This window comes from Hydrotalea sp. GW822-HT8A01 (assembly GCF_058798575.1).
Genome location: NZ_CM179506.1, coordinates 2,440,337 through 2,457,153 on the forward strand (window position 1 = coordinate 2,440,337; position 16,817 = coordinate 2,457,153).

Below are 16,817 nucleotides of genomic sequence, written 5' to 3' on the forward strand. Positions count from 1 at the left end.
AAAAAAAGTGTCAGGATTCTACAATCCTGACACTTGAAAATGAAGTACAATAAGCAGCAGTTTTTTAGTCGATCTACATCTTTCGACCTTTACCTTTTTGCGATTTATTTACTGGCGGTTTGATCATCGGTTTTTGTTTTTTCGCCTGCTTTTGTTGCCTTTTCAGGTTCTCCTTTATAATTTCCGGCAAGTATGTTTGCTGCCACGGAATTGTTTGAGCGATGAAATGGGATTTTACGCCGATCTTTTTTAAGTCGTCTTTTATATCCCAACCACCGTGCCTGTTCCACCCAATAGGATCAAGGTCTTTCTGGAATGGGAACTGAACCGCTATCAGGTCTTTTGGAAAGTCAGTGATCTTATCGTAATCCAGTTCCCTAAATTCATGTTTCTTTGGATCGTAGGGTATCAGGTAGGCGTTCCTGTCTTCAGAAAAATAATGATCGATTTCATCGAACACTATTCCATTAGATAAAAAATCATCTTTTGGCCGCAGCATATCCATACGTATGTCCACATAAAAAAGATGACCGGCAATATCAACAGTAGGTAGCCTTCCTTTATTCAACCGCAGGTCAAAAGCATACTGATCCACCATCAGTTCAAAATCAGTTTTAGTCTTTACCTCATCCACGGTGAGGCCATACTTTTGTGCCATACCAACGGGATCAAGCCCCACAAATTCCGGTATCTCTATCAATACATCGCTTTTCTCAAATACATCGGGAATATTCTTAGTTTTCCTGTTGTATTCAAAAGAATACCCTTCACCAAAGTCTGTCATATCTTTAAAGGAAATTACATTGCCTTCATTGGCTTTTTCCCGAAGTTCAAATTTGCTCACATCAACAACGAAGGCTGTTCCTTCTATATCCACTGTAGGCAGGTCCGGTTTTGAAGGTTTGGTATTCAGGTTATGAAGTGCCCAATGGTGCTCGCTTTTCAAGGTGTTGATATATTCTTCATAGGGAATGGTCTGCGGATCATAATGCATGGTAAGCGTCCTGTACATCAATCCATAGCGGGGATCATTCCCGTACCCCAAATTGGTGCCGATGGGGTCAAGGTCGGATAGACTGGGAACCTCCAGGATCAAACGGTCAGTGTTTTTGTCAATAGTACCATCCCTGAACGGATCTTCAACCCTGGAGGTTGATGTGTTGTAAAACAGGCGATACGATTCACGGTCTATGGAAAAGTAATCATACAGCGCGTTCAGGTAAATGGTTTCCCCGTTGCCATCCTGCGGACGTAATGCGTTGCCAGCTACATCAATTTCAAATCTTTTCCCGGCGAGGTCTATGGTTACAGGAATACCGTCCATCCTTCTGCCAAAAATGTCCTGGTCTACCATAATCTCAAAATCGGTTTTTTCCGAAATATCTTTCAATGTGCACCCGTATTTGCGGCACATGCCGTCCGGATCAATCTCACCAATGCAGGGTATCTTAACGGTAATAAGCGGATCACCTGCGGGCGCCGTTTCGGGTTTGCCTAAAACAACAGGTTTGTTCCGCAGATAAGGAGAATGCAAAACATGGAATTTTTTGGAAACCCCGCTGTAATCAAACTCATAGTGCGTCTCATAATTCCGCATAGATGAAAAGTAAATCCGGTTGCCTGGATTTGCCTTTTCTGAAAGGACTATTTTGTCAATGTCAAAGAGAAACTCCGTGCCCTCAATGATCACCGTTGGCTTGTCATTTTTCATTTTTTCATTTTTTAATACATCAGTTGCTACATCTTGCGCCCGCGTTTTCGGGATTTGTCAACCGTATGATCCGGTTTTTCCTTTTTCGACTCCTTTTGCAGCTTATCCAGATTCTCTTTGATCCTTTCAGGTACATAAATATGTTCCCAGGTTTCAGTAACGGCTTTAAAGTTCATCCGTAATCCCGGTTCTTTCATTTCATCGATCAGGTCAAAGCCATGCTTTTTGTTCCACCCAACAGGGTCAAGTATGGCTTCGTTCGGGAAGGAGACAACCATTAGGTCTTTGGGAATTTGCGTGATCGTTTCGTAATCTATGTCCCGGAACTCATGTGCTTTCGGGTGGTATGGAATAAAGTAGCGTTGCGTATCATGATCATAGAATTTCTCGATTTCGGAGAACACGATGCCTTTGGAACTAAAATCATCTTTTGGGCGCAGCATATCCATCTGTAGATCCACATAAAAGGTATGCCCTTCAATATCCAGTGTAGGCAACACGCCCTTATTCCAGCGCAGGTCCAGCAGGCTGCCCGGCTCTATGGTCAGCTCAAAGTCGATCTTGCCTTTTACCTCCTCCAAACTCAGGTTATATTTTTGGGCCACACCAATGGGGTCAATGCTGGTCAACTCAGGTATTTGCACCATTTGCAGATCGGTTGAATCTGTAAAGGCCAGTTCCCTTCTTCTTTCATTGGTAGGAAAATTTTTGGTACTTACATCATAATGAAAAGTATATCCGTTTCCGTTACCAACATATTGCATTTCCTTTACGCGCATCACATTTTGCGGGTTGGCTTTTTCCCGCAATTCATCTTTGAGCCCGTCAACGATAAATTCCGTTCCTTCAATGAACATCGTTGGTTTTTCCCGCTCTGTTTTTGCCGCTTCTTTTTGCTGGCGCACTTCAACCACCCAATCAATATAGCCTTTTGCGTCTTCCATATTATGAGGAAACGATTTCCTGCGCCCGGACAGCTTGGAATCATCAAGACCAACTATAAACCCGTATTCGGGAAAGTCTTCTGTACGATAAACAATAATGAGGTTATTGATGTTCTTTTCAGCAACATTGTTCCTGTGGCTGGCGATGGTATGTCCTTTATATTCCTCGAATATATAGTCGGGATCATTTTTTGAAACCATGTTCGTGTGTTTTAATTTAATTGAATGACTACCTGCTGCGCCCGCGTTTCTTTACCTTATGAACGTTATGCGCAGGGATGCTTTTCTTGGATACAGAAATAATGGGTGATTTTTGATCCGGCTTAACCCGCTGGCTATTGTTCCTTTTGACGGTCTCCGCAAAGCGGGTCTGATCCCACGGAATAATATTCGATTGAAAATGTAACTGCGGCCCTTTCTGTTTAAGGCCGGCCACTACATTAAATCCGTATCTCCGGTTCGCCCAAATGGGGTCCAGCCAATCTTCATGAGGTATCTGGACAACGATTACATCTTTCGGGATTTCTTTGCTGCTCAGACTTACTTCCTGGAACGTATGTGTTTTTTGATTATAGGGAATGGTATATGTTTCGTTTTTCGGCGAGTAGTAATATTCAAGTTCAGAGAAGATGATACCGCGTGACCATATATCATCTTTGGGACGGAGCCTGTCCCTTGCAAGGTCAACATAAAAAGTATGGCCCGCAATATCAATAGTAGGCAACATCTGTTGTTGTTCCAGCTTATTAATGACAGTCTGATCTACCATCAGATCAAAATCGGACATATTCTGTATTTCACTTTCCGGTACGCCATGCTTTTTTGCCATACCAGCCGGGTCAAGCTCTACGAAGTCAGGTATCTGGACAACGGTATAATCCCATTGATCTATTCCGGGCAAGCCTTTACTTTTTCGGCTGTAAGGGAACTCATATCCTGAACCGGGAAGCTCCCGCATGTCCAAAAAGGAAATAACATTTTGCCGGTTGGCTTTCTCCCGCAGCTCCAAACGGTTCACATCCACGATAAATTCCGTCCCATGTATGTTGAGTATTGGAAGTGCCCTTGCCGTATCGGTGGGTAGCCTAAAAGGGATATCCGTACGCATATCATTGACTTCATATTCTTCTTTTGGTCTTAATTGCTCGGCGGTATTCCGCTTTATGTGCATCGGCACATCGGTTTCCTCCCAGGGCAGGATGCGGGCTTCATGATGCATCTGGAAAGACTCCAGGCTTTTGAAGTTGGGGAGACTGAAACCGTATTTTTTTGCCCAGCCCGGTTCATCCATTTCGGCAGCATGGGGAAACCGTACCATAATAAAATCTTTCGGGAGTTCAGTCAGGGCGGAAGTATTGTGCTGCTGAAACTCTCGTGTAGCAGGATTATAAGGTATTACATACGCTTGCCGTTCGTCATCATAATATTGCTGTATTTGGTCAAAGCCTATGCCTTTGGATCTGAAGTCATCCTTTGGGCGGAGTTTATACATTTGCAGGTCTACATAAAAGGTATGCCCCGCAATATCCAGCGTGGGCAGGATGCCTTTATTTAACCGTAAGTCGAGCGGGCTGCCCGGCGCAATCATCAGATCGAGATCGGACTTTCCGATCACCTCTTTCAATGGCCGCCTATACTTCTCCGCCATACCTAATGGGTCAATGCGGGTCAGTTCGGGTATTTCCACCCTCGGAAAGTCATCTATATAACTAAGATCAACGATCTTACTTTCGTCAACAATATTTTTTGTACCCAAATCATAATAGAAGAAATAGCCATTGTTATTTCCTGTGTACCGCATATCAGTTATGGGCATTACATTTTGCGGATTATTCTTTTCCCTTAGTTCTTCTCTGAGAACATCTATAATAAACTCCGTTCCTTCAATTTGGATACTTGGCAATGTTCTTTCCATCTCCCTTTAATTTTGAAAAACAAAAGGGAGCTGTCTTTTCAGACAAACTCCCCAATGTCAAAGTCACTCAGATCATTTTTCCGCAAATCGGAAGAACCGGAATCCATTCCTGTCGGCAGGCTCCTGTCCAATAATACTGCAATCTTTCGGGAAGCGCCTTCCATTGAGTTTTCCAAAAGGCTGAATAGTTCGGTTCCCTGTATCCTTTGAACTATATCCACCGCTTTTTGCTGCAAGGCCGGTTCCAGCACTTCTTGCTGTAACAAGGCCCCCACGGTACTCAGTTCGTCGAAGGTAACCCCTGTGGCAAAACCGTCATCGCCGTTCGGATAACCATATCCATTCCATTCTTCTTCCTCTTCTTCAAGGTTGGGGCCGTCCCCAAAAACTTCATCCAGCTCTTCCTGCGGAATTTCCCTTGCGAAACCCTTTTCACTGGTTTCTGTTTCAAAATTATCAGCCGTAACCTTCGGTTTAGCTAAATGGCGTTGGGTGGCATTACTTGGCACTGCTTGTCGTACAGGCGGCTTTGGCTGGCCCATTATTTCCGGTAAATCAGGATTTACAGGAGGCTGTTGCCGATTGTTCCGCTCCACTTTTTTAATGGTAATTTTGTCCTTCGCCAGCAGAACAATGACGATGAGCAGGCATATTAAAATCAGCAGTTCCATAACTAAAATATAGGTTTGTTCTTGTCGTTATAAATGGTTTTTATTTCCTGGCCAAAATCCTGGAAGTGGTGCTTCAGAACACTATGCAGATAATCAGCAATGGTAATTTTTCCCGCACCAAGTATAAATGCAATGTGGGACAGTTTTTCGTGGAACTCCGGGCTGACATATACCGTTTTCCCGTCCTTTGCCAAAAAACCGGTAGGTGTTAAGAATGCCGATTGATATTCGGCAATGCGTAACGTGTTCCTTTGTTTTTGATTTGTCTTTTTCATGATCCAATACTTTAAAAAATGGGTTTAAACTTTTCATTAAAATCCTTGGTAATTGCCTGCTCGAACTGCTCGAAATGATGTTTAAGTATATTGTCCAGATAAGCGTACAACGGGATTTTATCATCTCCAATGACGTGAACAATCCTAACGATACGCTCATGGTATTCGGGGCGTATGTAGATCGATTTTTCACCCCGGCACGCCATTGCGTGCTGTTTCAGGAACTGGGTTCCGTAGCTTTCTTTTTTAACGGAGCCATTACCTGCCTGTATGGTCTTTGCGTTTTTAATATTCTTTTTCATTGGTTTTGTTTTACTATAAAATGGGTTTATACCTGTCATTGAAATAATCCGTTATCTCGTTGCCAAATTCCCTGAAATGATATTCGAGAATATTGTCTATGTAGGAATAGAGTGTCGTTTTATCCTCCCTTGCCAGTTGAACGATCCGCAGCAGCCGCTCGTGAAACTCCGGTCTGATATATACCACTTTCCCATTTCTTCCGGAAGGGTAACGATTGGTCAAGAAAACATCTTCGTAGTCAATTTTCTTTGATGAAGCAGACTTTGTTTTTTCACGGGCTTTAGGCTCTTTATGCTCCGCCTGATCCTTATCCGTCTTTGTTACCGGAGCAGGTTCAGCGCCGCTCATAATGTTCATCAGGTAATCCTCATCCACGTTGGGCTTCTCAAATCCTTTCTTTATGTTATCTGTATCCATATCACAACTGATTTAAGAATGAACAATTTTTAAGAACTCTTGTACAAAGAGATCCATTTTAGTCATTTTCAGCAGGCCCGGTTCTGCCGCAAGCAGGCTTGAACGGAAGATGTAGTTGCCCGTATCGTCCGTTTCCTTGCGGAAGCGCTTGCTGTCCATAATTCTTGTATCCATAATGGAAAGGCCAAGCTGTCCGATCACCTGTTGGTAAGCATCGTAAAGCATCGTCTTCTCCCTGCCGTCCACCTGGTTCCAGAACAACCAGAATACCTGCTCTTTATTGGCGTTTTCAATTTCAGGAAGCTGGAGAAATGCTTTTGCAAATCCGAGCGTACTTTCCACTACAAACCGGTCCGCAGTGAGCGGCGAAAAAATAAAGTCCATTGCTTTCAGCGTTGTCAGCACGCCCTTTGTGTTTGCCGTTCCCGGCAAGTCAAAAAAAATCATATCGGGGTGTGCCGTCGATTGCTGCACATACTCCAACGCTTTGTCCAGCGCTTCATCTGCCCTGCAACGGATAATGGGATAGGCTTTCTTATTGATAGCCTGGAATTGTTTCATTGCAGCTTTTTTGTGATAGTCGTTCTGCATAACGGTCTTCAGATCCCTTTCCCTCATTTTGCTTAGGCTGTGCTGGGGAAAATCGCAGTCCAGTACCACTATATTAAATCCGAGCCGGTAATGGAGCAAGCTGGCAAGCAGGGTTGTTATGGTTGATTTTCCCACGCCGCCTTTTTGTGTGGAGAAGCTGATTTTTAAAGTTTTTTTTACTGTTTCCATTTTTCTAAAATTTAAAATTGTCCATTTGATAAATTGTGCAGTTGTACTGCCGCTTTTCTGCTTTACCATTTTTCCGGGTTGCTGTACCGTTGTGTTTTTTTACAGTTTCCCTGTTATATGCTTTTGCTTAAATCTGAAAACCCGTAAAGGTTTGTTTCTGTAAACATTGCTGCTTTTACGTTTTTATGGTTTTAAAACTTTATACTTTTACACCCCTGCATTTTTAAACCTGTGTTCTTTTCCTGTTTTCTGTATGTGCTTGAAACAGCACATACATTTTGTTTTTTTCTTTTCCGCACTTTTTTCTGTAAGTGCTCCTGTACAACTTTGAAACAAAGAAAATACCTCGGGCAGCTATATTTTAGAATGTGGTAGTCATTGGCGTTCAGTGGCAGTCTTTGGCAGTGTGGAGCACTGTAATGCTTTGACAAAGCAGCCCTTACTTTGTAATAGCTCCAATGCTATGGGTAAATGGAAAGAACATTACAACATACAGGTAACAGGTGGAACGGCTCGCAGCCGTTTTTTTCTGCTTTATCTAATCCGTCCCGCAGGGCGGATTTTTCTGTTCACCCGAACAGAGCAAGTTGTGTTTTGAGGCACTCGGAACCTGTTCCGTGCCTCAAAACAACTTGCCCTTGCAGGGGGCCGGAAAACACCCTCCGAAGTCGGGGTTTTTGTTGGATTACTGAACGATCAGCTCGCTGACGCTCGTTTTAAAAATTATATAGTTATGAATGAACAGCAGAAAAAGAAACAATACAAAGGTGGTCGTAATCCTAAAGCAAACCCAAGCATCCACCGTTATGTATTTCGTTTGACGGACGAAGAAAATGCAAAATTCCTATCGCTCTTTGAAGCCTCTGGAGCAGATAACAAGGCGCAATTTGTTACTTCTTTACTGTTTGATAAACCGGTAAAGAGTGTGAAAGTAGATATGGCCGCAATGGATTATTATACCAGACTAACCGCGTTGTTCGGCCAGTTCAGGGCAGTTGGGATTAATTATAACCAGGTCGTGAAGATCCTTTACCGCAATTTTTCGGAGAAGAAGGCCGCCGCTTATCTCTTTAAACTGGAAAAACAAACGGCAGAACTCGCAAAATTATGCCGGGATATTATGGAGCTAACAAAGGAGTTTGAAGTCAAACACCTGAACAAAAGCGGGGAGAAATGATAGCGAAAATTGGTCATGGTGTAAATATGACAGGTGCACTTTCTTACAATCAGCTTAAAGTAGACAAGGAAAACGGGAAGGTTTTAGCAACACAAAGGATTATGGAAACACCGGATGGCAGCTATTCGGTAGCTCAGTTATACCGTTCTTTTGAACCTTACCTCATCGCAAATAAAAAAACCGAAAAGCCCGTATTGCATATATCGCTCAATCCCGATCCCGGTGATAAAGTAACGGATGAAAATTTCAGGCAGATTGCCAAAGACTACATGGAGCGAATGGGCTACGGAGAACAGCCCTATGTCGTTTTTAAGCACACCGACATTGAACGCACGCATATCCATATTGTGTCTACCTGTGTTGACCGGTACGGCAAGAAGATACCCGACACATTTGAGAAGCTGCGCTCGATGGATGCTTGCAGGGCGTTGGAGCAAAAGTATAACCTCATACCTGCAACAGAGAAACAGCGCACCGGCAATGATCAGCTATTCCGCCCGGTTGATTATAATGCCGGGGACATTAAGAGCCAGATCGCATCCGTAGTGCGGCACCTGCCAAAGTATTACCAGTACCAAACGCTTGGAGCCTACAATGCCCTGCTTTCGATGTTCAATATTACCGCTGAAGAAGTAAAGGGAGAACTACATGGACAGTCCAGGCACGGCATCGTGTATTTTGCGCTGAACGAACACGGAGAAAAAGCCAGTAACCCTTTTAAGTCATCCCTTTTTGGTAAAGATGCCGGATGGGACACGTTGCAACAGCATTTTATCGAGGCCAAGAAAAAAATGAAGACTGATCCAGCAAAAGCCATCCTCAAAAATACCATTGAAGCGGCAATGCACCTTACCGGCACCGAGGCCGATTTTAAAAAGCAACTGATGGAGCAAGGCATTAACACCGTTGTACGACGCACCGGGGAGGGGCGCATTTATGGCATGACGTTCATAGACCATGAAAGCCGTACGGTTTGGAATGGATCACAACTGGATACAGATCTTTCAGCCAATGTTTTTAACGATTGGTGGAAAGAGCAGTTTGCAGAACATCGTCAGGACGCCGACGATGCAAGGATCAACACGCCATTGCCAACCACTGGTAAAAATGTCGGGGAAGCGTCAGACGAAACCCATGAGCTTTTTGATTTTCTGAACGAAGAACAGCCTGCCTACCTCAATGAAGACTTAGGACTTATAGATGGGTTAGGTGGGTTATTGCCTGAAGCCCAGGGAGAAGATTACGAGGAACAGGATTTTGCTAACCGGATGAGGAAAAAGAAGAAAAGCAAAAGACAGGGCAAACAGTAACAACTTAGGAGCAGAAAATTGTTTTGAACAGACCTGCCATTGCCAATTACAGGCAAACAATAGCTTACTTTTCTACTATCATTTTATGATGCTTTTTACCCCATTCAATCATTTGAGTAATTAGGTTTCCGTATTCTTTGGAATATTCTGTGAACACGTATTCAACGGTAACCGGTGCATCTGTGCGCACTGTTCGGGTAATTAGTTTATTGTCTTCCAACTCTTTCAGATTGCGGGATAGCATTCTGGTAGTAATTCCCGGAATGCTGCGCTCAATATCCCTGAAACGTTTATTTCCATTACATATTGAATGAATAATGGGAAGTTTCCATTTGCCCCCGATGACATAAATAGTGTCCTGCAAAGCCTTTGTCTTTGCGGCCAGCTCCTCTTGATTAATCTTTTTTGCCATAGCTGTTTTTTGGTATCATCCGTTATAGTGGTTACAAAGTTATACCATTTGATACGTAATTTTACCTGTTTAAAGTAAAATTAGATGAAAGCAATAATCTTAAAAACATCGGGAGGGGTAGAAAACTTTGCCCTGGCAAACATCCCGACACCTGAAATAAAATCAAACGAAGTATTGATCAAGGTAAAGGCTATCGGTATTAATCCGGCGGATGCCCGTGTGAGAAATGAAATGAAGAAGGCTTATTTTGAGAATGCCACCATTATCTTAGGGTGGGACGCTTCCGGTGAAATCGTAGAGATCGGTAGTGATGTTGGATTTTAAAGTCGGAGATGAAGTATTTGGGCTTATCGGCTTGCCAGGTGTGGGCAGAACCTATGCAGAGTACGTCGCTGCTCCTGCATCACAGATTGCTGTTAAACCCAAAAATATCTCACACGAACAGGCGGCGGTTTCCACAATGGCTGCACTCACCGCGCTGCAAGCCATCCGCAAATTAGGCATCAAACAGGGTGACCGTGTTCTCATAACTGCCGCAGGTGGTGGTGTGGGGCATTTTGGTGTCCAGTTTGCAAAATTATACGGCGCGTATGTTATCGCCCTTGCTTCTACCGACAAAAGAGATTTCGTCATAGGTTTAGGGGCCGATGAGTTTATTGATTACAAAAAACAACGTTTTGAAGATGTTGTAAAGGATGTTGATTATGTGCTGGATGCAGTGAAACAGGACGACCATATACTTCGCAGTCTTGAAGTATTGAAAAAGGGTGGTACACTGGTCAGTCTCTGGTCAGAGCTTCCTAAGGAACAGATGGAAAAAGCAAAAGAGCTTGGCGTACATGCCGTTTATAATGTGGTGCAGGCCAGTGGCGATGATATGAAGTTTGTAGCAGGGCTTCTGGAGGAAGAAAAAATTATACCGCACGTTTCCAAAACTTTTGTCTTTGAGGATATGGCCCAAGCCCACCTGGAAATAGAAAAGGGACATACACAGGGAAAAATTGTTGTTCAAATCAAATAGCGGGATGAAACTTTCAATATTGGACATATCGTATGTACCCTATGGCGGCAACCGTAGGACAGCATTGCAAAACACCATCGAGACCGCACAAGTTGCAGAAGATTTGGGATATGAACGTATATGGTTTGCGGAGCATCATAACATCGGTCACATAGCCGGACGCACGCCGGAGGTCATGACTGCTGCGGCAGCAGCCAATACAAAGCGTATTCACGTAGGTTCGGGAGCCGTTTTATTGAACCATTACAGCCCCTATAAAGTGGCGGAGGTCTTTGCTACTTTATGCGAGCTTTATCCTGGACGAATTGATTTAGGAATCGGCCGTGCTACCACGGGACAGTATTCCGACTTTGCTTTGCAGAGCAACCGTACATCATTGCAAAAAGCGGATAACTCAATGGAACAGTTGGTGGAGTTACTGGCCTGGCTCACGAATGATTTCCCTTCCAACCACCCATTCAGCCAGGTAAAACTAAACAATGATGGTAGTTTACCGAATGTCTACCTGCTGGGCACAAGCGATTGGAGCGCTGAGGCGGCAGCCCGTTTGGGTTTGGCCTATGTCTTTGCCGCATTTATAACATCAGACCAGCAAAGAACTTTTGACATTACCCGCCATTACATTGAAAATTTCCAGCCGTCGAATAAGCCCTATGGAAGAAAAGCACCGGGTTTGACGCTGACAGTATATGTGTATGCCCACGAAAATGACGAATTAGCATTGGAACTTGCCGCGCCCTCATTGTATTCTATGCAATTGCTTAACGCGGGAAGAAGGGAAGCCGTCAACCAATCCTTTATTCCTGAAAAGGAAGCATTGGAATTGCTTAATGGCTCTTATACGTTGGAACGCCTTACTAATCCCAACAAACCCCCAAGGCACTTCATCGGCAAAGCTGAAACCGTTGCCAGAGAATTAAAACAAATGCAGGCAGCATTCGGCTTGGAAGAAATAATGATACAGCTTATTTCAGGCAACCATCTGGGCAGGTTAAAGTCATTTGAATTATTATCACAGGCAATAGAAAAGGAAAAAATGTCTTAAAGCAAACAACTAAATTTTTACAAAATGAATAATCAGAAAACTATCTTCATCACAGGTGCGTCAACAGGTTTAGGGAAAGCCACGGCCAAACTGTTCCAGCAAAAAGGCTGGAATGTCATTGCCACCATGCGCAACCCTGAAAAGGAAACTGAACTTTCGCAGTTGGAAAACGTAAGCCTCTTGCAGCTCGATATTGCAGATCCCGAACAGATCAAAACAGTTGCCCAACAGGCAATTGAACTGCATGATATTGATGTGGTGTTTAATAATGCAGGTTACGGGTTGTCCGGCGCTCTGGAAGCGCTTTCGGATGAACAAATCGTACGCCAGATCGATACGAATCTTTTAGGTACTATTCGTGTTACCCAAGCCTTTATTCCCTATTTCAGAAACAGGAATAACGGCCTTTTCCTGAATACGACTGCAATCGGCGCTTTCGTTGCATTTCCGTTCGTTTCCACGTATCATGCCACCAAATGGGCATTGGAAGGATGGAGCGAAAGCCTCTCGTATGAGCTGGGACTGTTCAACATCGGTGTAAAAACGATTGTTCCAGGTGGTATCAGGTCAGATTTTGGCAGGTCTATGGAGATAGTTCCGCACCCTGTTTATGATGAAGCAGCAAAGAAAGTTCATGCATTGGCACACCCGGATGCATACGCTACACCGGAACAGATTGCGGAGGTGGTTTATGAGGCAGCAACCGACAAGAAAGATCAGTTGCGCTATTTTGCAGGGGAAGATGCCTTTTCACTCTACAACAGACGATTGGAAATTGGCACGGAAGCGTTCAGGAAAGAAATCAGGAAAATGATTTTTGGCAAGTAGTCAATTTATCCAATGTTACTTTGCTATTGGATGAAATTAGAAAATATTCCGGACAGCCGGTGTTGTCACCGATTTTAGGTGTCACTGCGGCATAGGTAGTTCAGGCTACGGGATATGAGCGAGGAGCTGTTGGCCTGTGAAGGGAAGCTCGCTCACCCGCGCCTGGATAAAGCGCGTGCCCGCATTACATAATAGCCCACTTACCAATTAAGGTAATATCCGGATGATTCGCATTTTTAAACCGGATGCGGGAAATGTGGCTTAGGGCTTTTGATATTTGCCTGCTTACACGGGAGCGGAACTGTAAAAGTTATTTTTTGAGAAAAACCGGAATTGAAAACGCGTAAGCGCTTTCGGTATAACTCGCCATAAACTGCACCAGTTTTGTTAAGGAGCCAATTTTGGCTCCTTAATTATTTTACAGCAAAAAAAACACATAGACACTTATTGCTATGGGCTTGCTTAGCAAATTGTTTGGAAACGGGAAACGTCGAATGTAAGATCAATCTGATTCTATTGAAGGATTTAAAACTGCTCCGATTACCTGCCATTTAATTGATGCGCATGTCAGCTCCAGCAGTATCTAATAAATGATTCTATACACGCCAAATACTGCCACTAAAAGCCATCTGCCGCCACTCCCTGGCAACCGATAATCACAACTTATAAATTCACCTGCATCACTTCAATTTATTGAATTATGCAGGGAGAAGACGATCTGAGAGGATTAGCCAAAATCATGGCTTTTATGAGAGCGGTAAGCATCATCATTGTGTTGATGCACTTTTATTGGTTCTGTTACGGGTTCTTTGCCGGGCGTGGCTGGACACTGGAAATCATCGGTAAGATACTGACCAATTTCAACCGCACCGCAGGGCTTTTTTCAAATACGCTTTACACCAAAATTTTTGCACTGGTGTTACTGGCGCTGAGCTGTCTGGGTACTAAAGGCGTAAAAAATGAAAAGATTACCTGGACAAAAATCAATACCGTATTGGTCATTGGTTTTATCCTATTCTTTCTAAACATCCCCCTTTTAAAGTTACCCGCAGAGACTGCCGCTACGCTTTACATACTGACCACCTCATTAGGCTATATCGCTCTAATGGTTGCGGGCCTTTGGATAAGCCGCTTACTGCGCAATAACCTGATGGATGATGTTTTCAACAACGAGAACGAGAGCTTCCAGCAGGAAACCCAGTTGATGGAGAATGAATATTCGGTGAACCTCCCTACAAAGTTTTATTACAAAGGCAAATGGAACAACGGCTGGATCAATGTAGTCAATCCTTTTCGTGCCTCAATCGTATTGGGAACTCCGGGTTCCGGTAAAAGCTATGCTATCGTAAACAACTACATCAAGCAACATATTGAAAAGGGCTTCAGTATGTATATCTACGATTTCAAGTTCGATGACCTTTCCACCATTGCCTACAATCACCTGCTGAAACATACCAACAAGTATAAAGTAAAGCCCAAATTTTACGTCATCAACTTTGACGACCCGCGAAGGAGCCACCGTTGTAATCCTATCAATCCTGAGTTTATGACGGATATATCCGATGCTTACGAATCCGCCTATACCATCATGCTCAATCTTAACAGGTCGTGGATTCAGAAGCAAGGCGATTTTTTTGTGGATAGCCCAATTATCTTATTAGCTGCCATTATTTGGTTTTTGAGAATTTATGAAAACGGCAAATACTGCACGTTCCCACACGCAATAGAATTGCTGAATAAAAAGTATGCGGATGTTTTCACGATTTTAACTTCTTACCCGGACCTGGAAAATTATTTGTCTCCTTTTATGGATGCCTGGCAGGGAGGGGCGCAGGATCAGTTACAGGGGCAGATAGCATCGGCCAAGATACCCTTATCGCGTATGATCTCGCCGCAGCTTTATTGGGTGATGACCGGCGATGATTTTTCACTGGACATCAACAATCCCAAAGAGCCGAAAATATTGTGTGTAGGTAATAATCCTGATCGTCAGAATATTTATTCTGCGGCATTAGGATTATACAATTCGCGCATCGTAAAACTCATCAACAAAAAGGGGCAGTTAAAGAGTTCCGTTATCATAGATGAGCTGCCCACGATCTACTTCAGGGGACTTGATAACCTGATCGCAACTGCCAGATCAAACAAGGTGGCAGTATGTTTAGGGTTCCAGGATTATTCGCAGTTAACCCGCGATTATGGCGATAAAGAAAGCAAGGTAATACAGAATACTGTTGGTAATATTTTCAGCGGACAGGTAGTGGGTGAAACTGCCAAAAACTTATCAGAACGCTTCGGTAAAGTATTGCAGAAGCGCCAGAGCATGACCATCAATCGCAATGATAAGTCCACTTCCATATCTACACAAATGGATAGCCTGATACCGGCTTCCAAAATTTCTACCTTAACACAGGGTATGTTCGTAGGGGCCGTGTCCGACAATTTTGATGAACGCATTGAGCAAAAGATCTTTCATGCAGAAATTGTAGTGAATAACGAAAAGGTTACGGCAGAAACCAAAGCATACAAAAAGATACCGCAGATATTATCCTTTACCGATGAGAACGGAGCGGATAATATGAAGCAGGAAATCGAAGCTAATTACCGGCAGGTAAAAGCAGATATTGTGCAGGTGATCGAAAGTGAGCTGGACCGTATAAAGAACGATCCTGATTTGCAGCACCTGGTGCAACAATAAAAAATGTTGTCACACAAACATTAGAACTTAATGTTTGTGGTCATTCTTATATTGTTTGGCAGTTTTACCAAATGCGCTTTTAAACATTTTGTTTAGATGGCTCTCATCCGTAAAATTCAATTCACCTGCTATCTCCGATATGGTCAAGTCGCTGAATTTAAGCCTTGTTGTAACTAAATTGAGTTTGTAGCGAATAATATAGTCTTTAATCGTGCTTTCCGTCTCAGCCTTAAAATATCTGTTTAGATGGTCGGTCGATTTGCCAAAATGAGTGGCTATACTGCTGATTTTTAGTAATTCACTATCGTAAATGTGCTGCTGTATATATGCCGTAATTTCATGTACCCTGCTTTTGGGGTTTTCCCTTTTCGAAAATAGTGAAATGTTCTGCTGTATATTTCTTGCAATGAAATGAAGCAGCAGAAAAATGATATCCTGGATAATGATCTCATCAAAGAATTGTTTTTTGCCCTTCTCCTTGATCAACTGGTTGATCAGTGCTTTGAATATCGGTTTGTCAGGATCGGATACAATGCTGCCCTGAACGTTATGATGATTATGAAAGATAAATTCCAGTTGTTTATACAATTCGCTGATATTGGCTTTCGTTTCACCAACCCTGCGGTTCTTCACAAAAAAGCCTTTGGTAAAATCTACTATACAGAATTTGGTGGGTGTGCTTATTTCAAAGGTGTGCGCATCTTCCGGCGTAAGCAGGAAAACATCACCCTTTGAAAATTCAAATCGGTTGTTATTAATATTATGTATTCCGGTGCCATCCAAAACATATATGAGTTCAAAAAAATGATGTTTATGCAAGCCGGAATTATTAGATGCCAATTCCTTCACGGTGATTTCCTTATCTGTAAATAGCTGCAACGATTTCATGCAGTAAAGCTACTGAAAAATGTCGGTTTTTTACCTGTTTTACCCTTTCTTCCTTATCTACCTTTGCAAAAAATGAAGTTGTGCCGTGCTATATAATATTTGTAAGGCAGCCGCATTTCCCGGGACGGGCGACATTTCCGCTGAAAGATCAATTAAAGAAAAGTGAATGGCAAATTTGGAAGCAACCGGCGACAAGATCATATTTTACCAATGTATAGGGCCCAATTGCCGCAAGAAGAAAGGCAAGCTATTGGGACATTATATCAAAAAATACAGACTGGAGAAAAAGGTACAGACTGGGACAATGGGCTGTACCGACAGGTGCAGCAATGCGCCCGTTCTGCATCTGCACCCCGATGATATTTGGTTTTCGGAAAAAGATTTAGGAAGCGTTTTTAAAAAATACATACTCAACAGATAAA

At 43.1% G+C, this 16,817-nt stretch carries 18 protein-coding genes; 8 read left to right on the forward strand and 10 right to left on the reverse strand.

Features of this window, described 5'->3' with window-relative positions:
- Positions 1-73 precede the first annotated feature (73 nt).
- The 8 genes from AC3QLY_RS10845 to AC3QLY_RS10880 are packed head-to-tail and all read right to left on the reverse strand — an operon-like array spanning position 74 to position 7,085.
- Complete coding sequence (locus tag AC3QLY_RS10845) at positions 74-1,711, reverse strand: hypothetical protein (RefSeq protein ID WP_298939006.1); 1,638 nt, start codon at positions 1,709-1,711, stop codon at positions 74-76.
- Between the two features lie 26 nt (positions 1,712-1,737).
- Positions 1,738-2,856: a hypothetical protein gene (locus AC3QLY_RS10850; RefSeq protein WP_298939007.1), complete on the reverse strand. Its 1,119-nt coding sequence runs from the start codon at positions 2,854-2,856 to the stop codon at positions 1,738-1,740.
- Positions 2,857-2,884: 28 nt separating this feature from the next.
- Positions 2,885-4,570 (reverse strand): hypothetical protein, encoded by a 1,686-nt coding sequence (locus AC3QLY_RS10855; protein WP_298939008.1) that lies wholly within the window; start codon positions 4,568-4,570, stop codon positions 2,885-2,887.
- A gap of 38 nt (positions 4,571-4,608) precedes the next feature.
- Positions 4,609-5,241, reverse strand: a complete 633-nt coding sequence (locus AC3QLY_RS10860; protein ID WP_326991496.1) for a conjugal transfer protein TraD — start codon at positions 5,239-5,241, stop codon at positions 4,609-4,611.
- 2 nt (positions 5,242-5,243) lie between these two features.
- The gene (locus tag AC3QLY_RS10865) at positions 5,244-5,516 is read right to left on the reverse strand and encodes a DUF3408 domain-containing protein (RefSeq protein WP_298939010.1); all 273 of its coding nucleotides are present in this window, start codon (positions 5,514-5,516) and stop codon (positions 5,244-5,246) included.
- A gap of 11 nt (positions 5,517-5,527) precedes the next feature.
- Positions 5,528-5,818 (reverse strand): DUF3408 domain-containing protein, encoded by a 291-nt coding sequence (locus AC3QLY_RS10870; protein ID WP_326991498.1) that lies wholly within the window; start codon positions 5,816-5,818, stop codon positions 5,528-5,530.
- 13 nt (positions 5,819-5,831) lie between these two features.
- A complete protein-coding gene (locus tag AC3QLY_RS10875; protein ID WP_298939012.1) occupies positions 5,832-6,236 on the reverse strand; it encodes a DUF3408 domain-containing protein in 405 nt (134 codons plus the stop codon).
- Between the two features lie 12 nt (positions 6,237-6,248).
- Positions 6,249-7,085: a ParA family protein gene (locus tag AC3QLY_RS10880; RefSeq protein ID WP_492989741.1), complete on the reverse strand. Its 837-nt coding sequence runs from the start codon at positions 7,083-7,085 to the stop codon at positions 6,249-6,251.
- Positions 7,086-7,749: 664 nt separating this feature from the next.
- Between AC3QLY_RS10880 and mobA the strand changes: the two genes are divergently transcribed.
- Positions 7,750-8,193: a conjugal transfer protein MobA gene (gene mobA, locus AC3QLY_RS10885; RefSeq protein ID WP_298939015.1), complete on the forward strand. Its 444-nt coding sequence runs from the start codon at positions 7,750-7,752 to the stop codon at positions 8,191-8,193.
- Positions 8,190-9,503 (forward strand): conjugal transfer protein MobB, encoded by a 1,314-nt coding sequence (gene mobB, locus AC3QLY_RS10890; RefSeq protein WP_298939016.1) that lies wholly within the window; start codon positions 8,190-8,192, stop codon positions 9,501-9,503. Before mobA ends, mobB begins: the two co-directional genes overlap by 4 nt.
- A 64-nt stretch (positions 9,504-9,567) precedes the next feature.
- Here the strand turns inward: mobB and AC3QLY_RS10895 are convergent, their stop codons facing one another.
- Positions 9,568-9,915 carry a winged helix-turn-helix transcriptional regulator gene (locus AC3QLY_RS10895; RefSeq protein WP_298939017.1) on the reverse strand — a complete coding sequence of 116 codons (348 nt, stop codon included), beginning with the start codon at positions 9,913-9,915 and terminating at the stop codon, positions 9,568-9,570.
- An 84-nt stretch (positions 9,916-9,999) separates the two neighbouring features.
- On the opposite strand from AC3QLY_RS10895, the gene AC3QLY_RS10900 reads away from it, so the two are divergent.
- The 5 genes from AC3QLY_RS10900 to mobC all read left to right on the forward strand — a co-directional run bounded on the left by AC3QLY_RS10900 (position 10,000) and on the right by mobC (position 15,507).
- Entirely contained in the window at positions 10,000-10,239 is a 240-nt protein-coding gene (locus tag AC3QLY_RS10900; protein ID WP_326991500.1) for an alcohol dehydrogenase catalytic domain-containing protein, read from the forward strand.
- The gene (locus AC3QLY_RS10905; protein WP_326991501.1) at positions 10,226-10,936 is read left to right on the forward strand and encodes an NADP-dependent oxidoreductase; all 711 of its coding nucleotides are present in this window, start codon (positions 10,226-10,228) and stop codon (positions 10,934-10,936) included. Before AC3QLY_RS10900 ends, AC3QLY_RS10905 begins: the two co-directional genes overlap by 14 nt.
- A 4-nt stretch (positions 10,937-10,940) precedes the next feature.
- Positions 10,941-11,981, forward strand: coding sequence for an MsnO8 family LLM class oxidoreductase (locus AC3QLY_RS10910; RefSeq protein ID WP_298939019.1), 1,041 nt, complete (start codon positions 10,941-10,943; stop codon positions 11,979-11,981).
- Between the two features lie 24 nt (positions 11,982-12,005).
- Entirely contained in the window at positions 12,006-12,809 is an 804-nt protein-coding gene (locus AC3QLY_RS10915; RefSeq protein WP_298939020.1) for an SDR family oxidoreductase, read from the forward strand.
- Between the two features lie 700 nt (positions 12,810-13,509).
- Positions 13,510-15,507: a conjugal transfer protein MobC gene (mobC, locus tag AC3QLY_RS10920; RefSeq protein ID WP_434363121.1), complete on the forward strand. Its 1,998-nt coding sequence runs from the start codon at positions 13,510-13,512 to the stop codon at positions 15,505-15,507.
- A 27-nt stretch (positions 15,508-15,534) separates the two neighbouring features.
- On the opposite strand, the gene AC3QLY_RS10925 is transcribed toward mobC, so the two are convergent.
- Positions 15,535-16,395 carry an AraC family transcriptional regulator gene (locus AC3QLY_RS10925; RefSeq protein ID WP_298939022.1) on the reverse strand — a complete coding sequence of 287 codons (861 nt, stop codon included), beginning with the start codon at positions 16,393-16,395 and terminating at the stop codon, positions 15,535-15,537.
- Between the two features lie 166 nt (positions 16,396-16,561).
- Here AC3QLY_RS10925 and AC3QLY_RS10930 point away from each other — a divergent pair, with 166 nt between their 5' ends.
- Positions 16,562-16,816 (forward strand): (2Fe-2S) ferredoxin domain-containing protein, encoded by a 255-nt coding sequence (locus AC3QLY_RS10930; protein WP_298939023.1) that lies wholly within the window; start codon positions 16,562-16,564, stop codon positions 16,814-16,816.
- Position 16,817 lies beyond the last annotated feature (1 nt).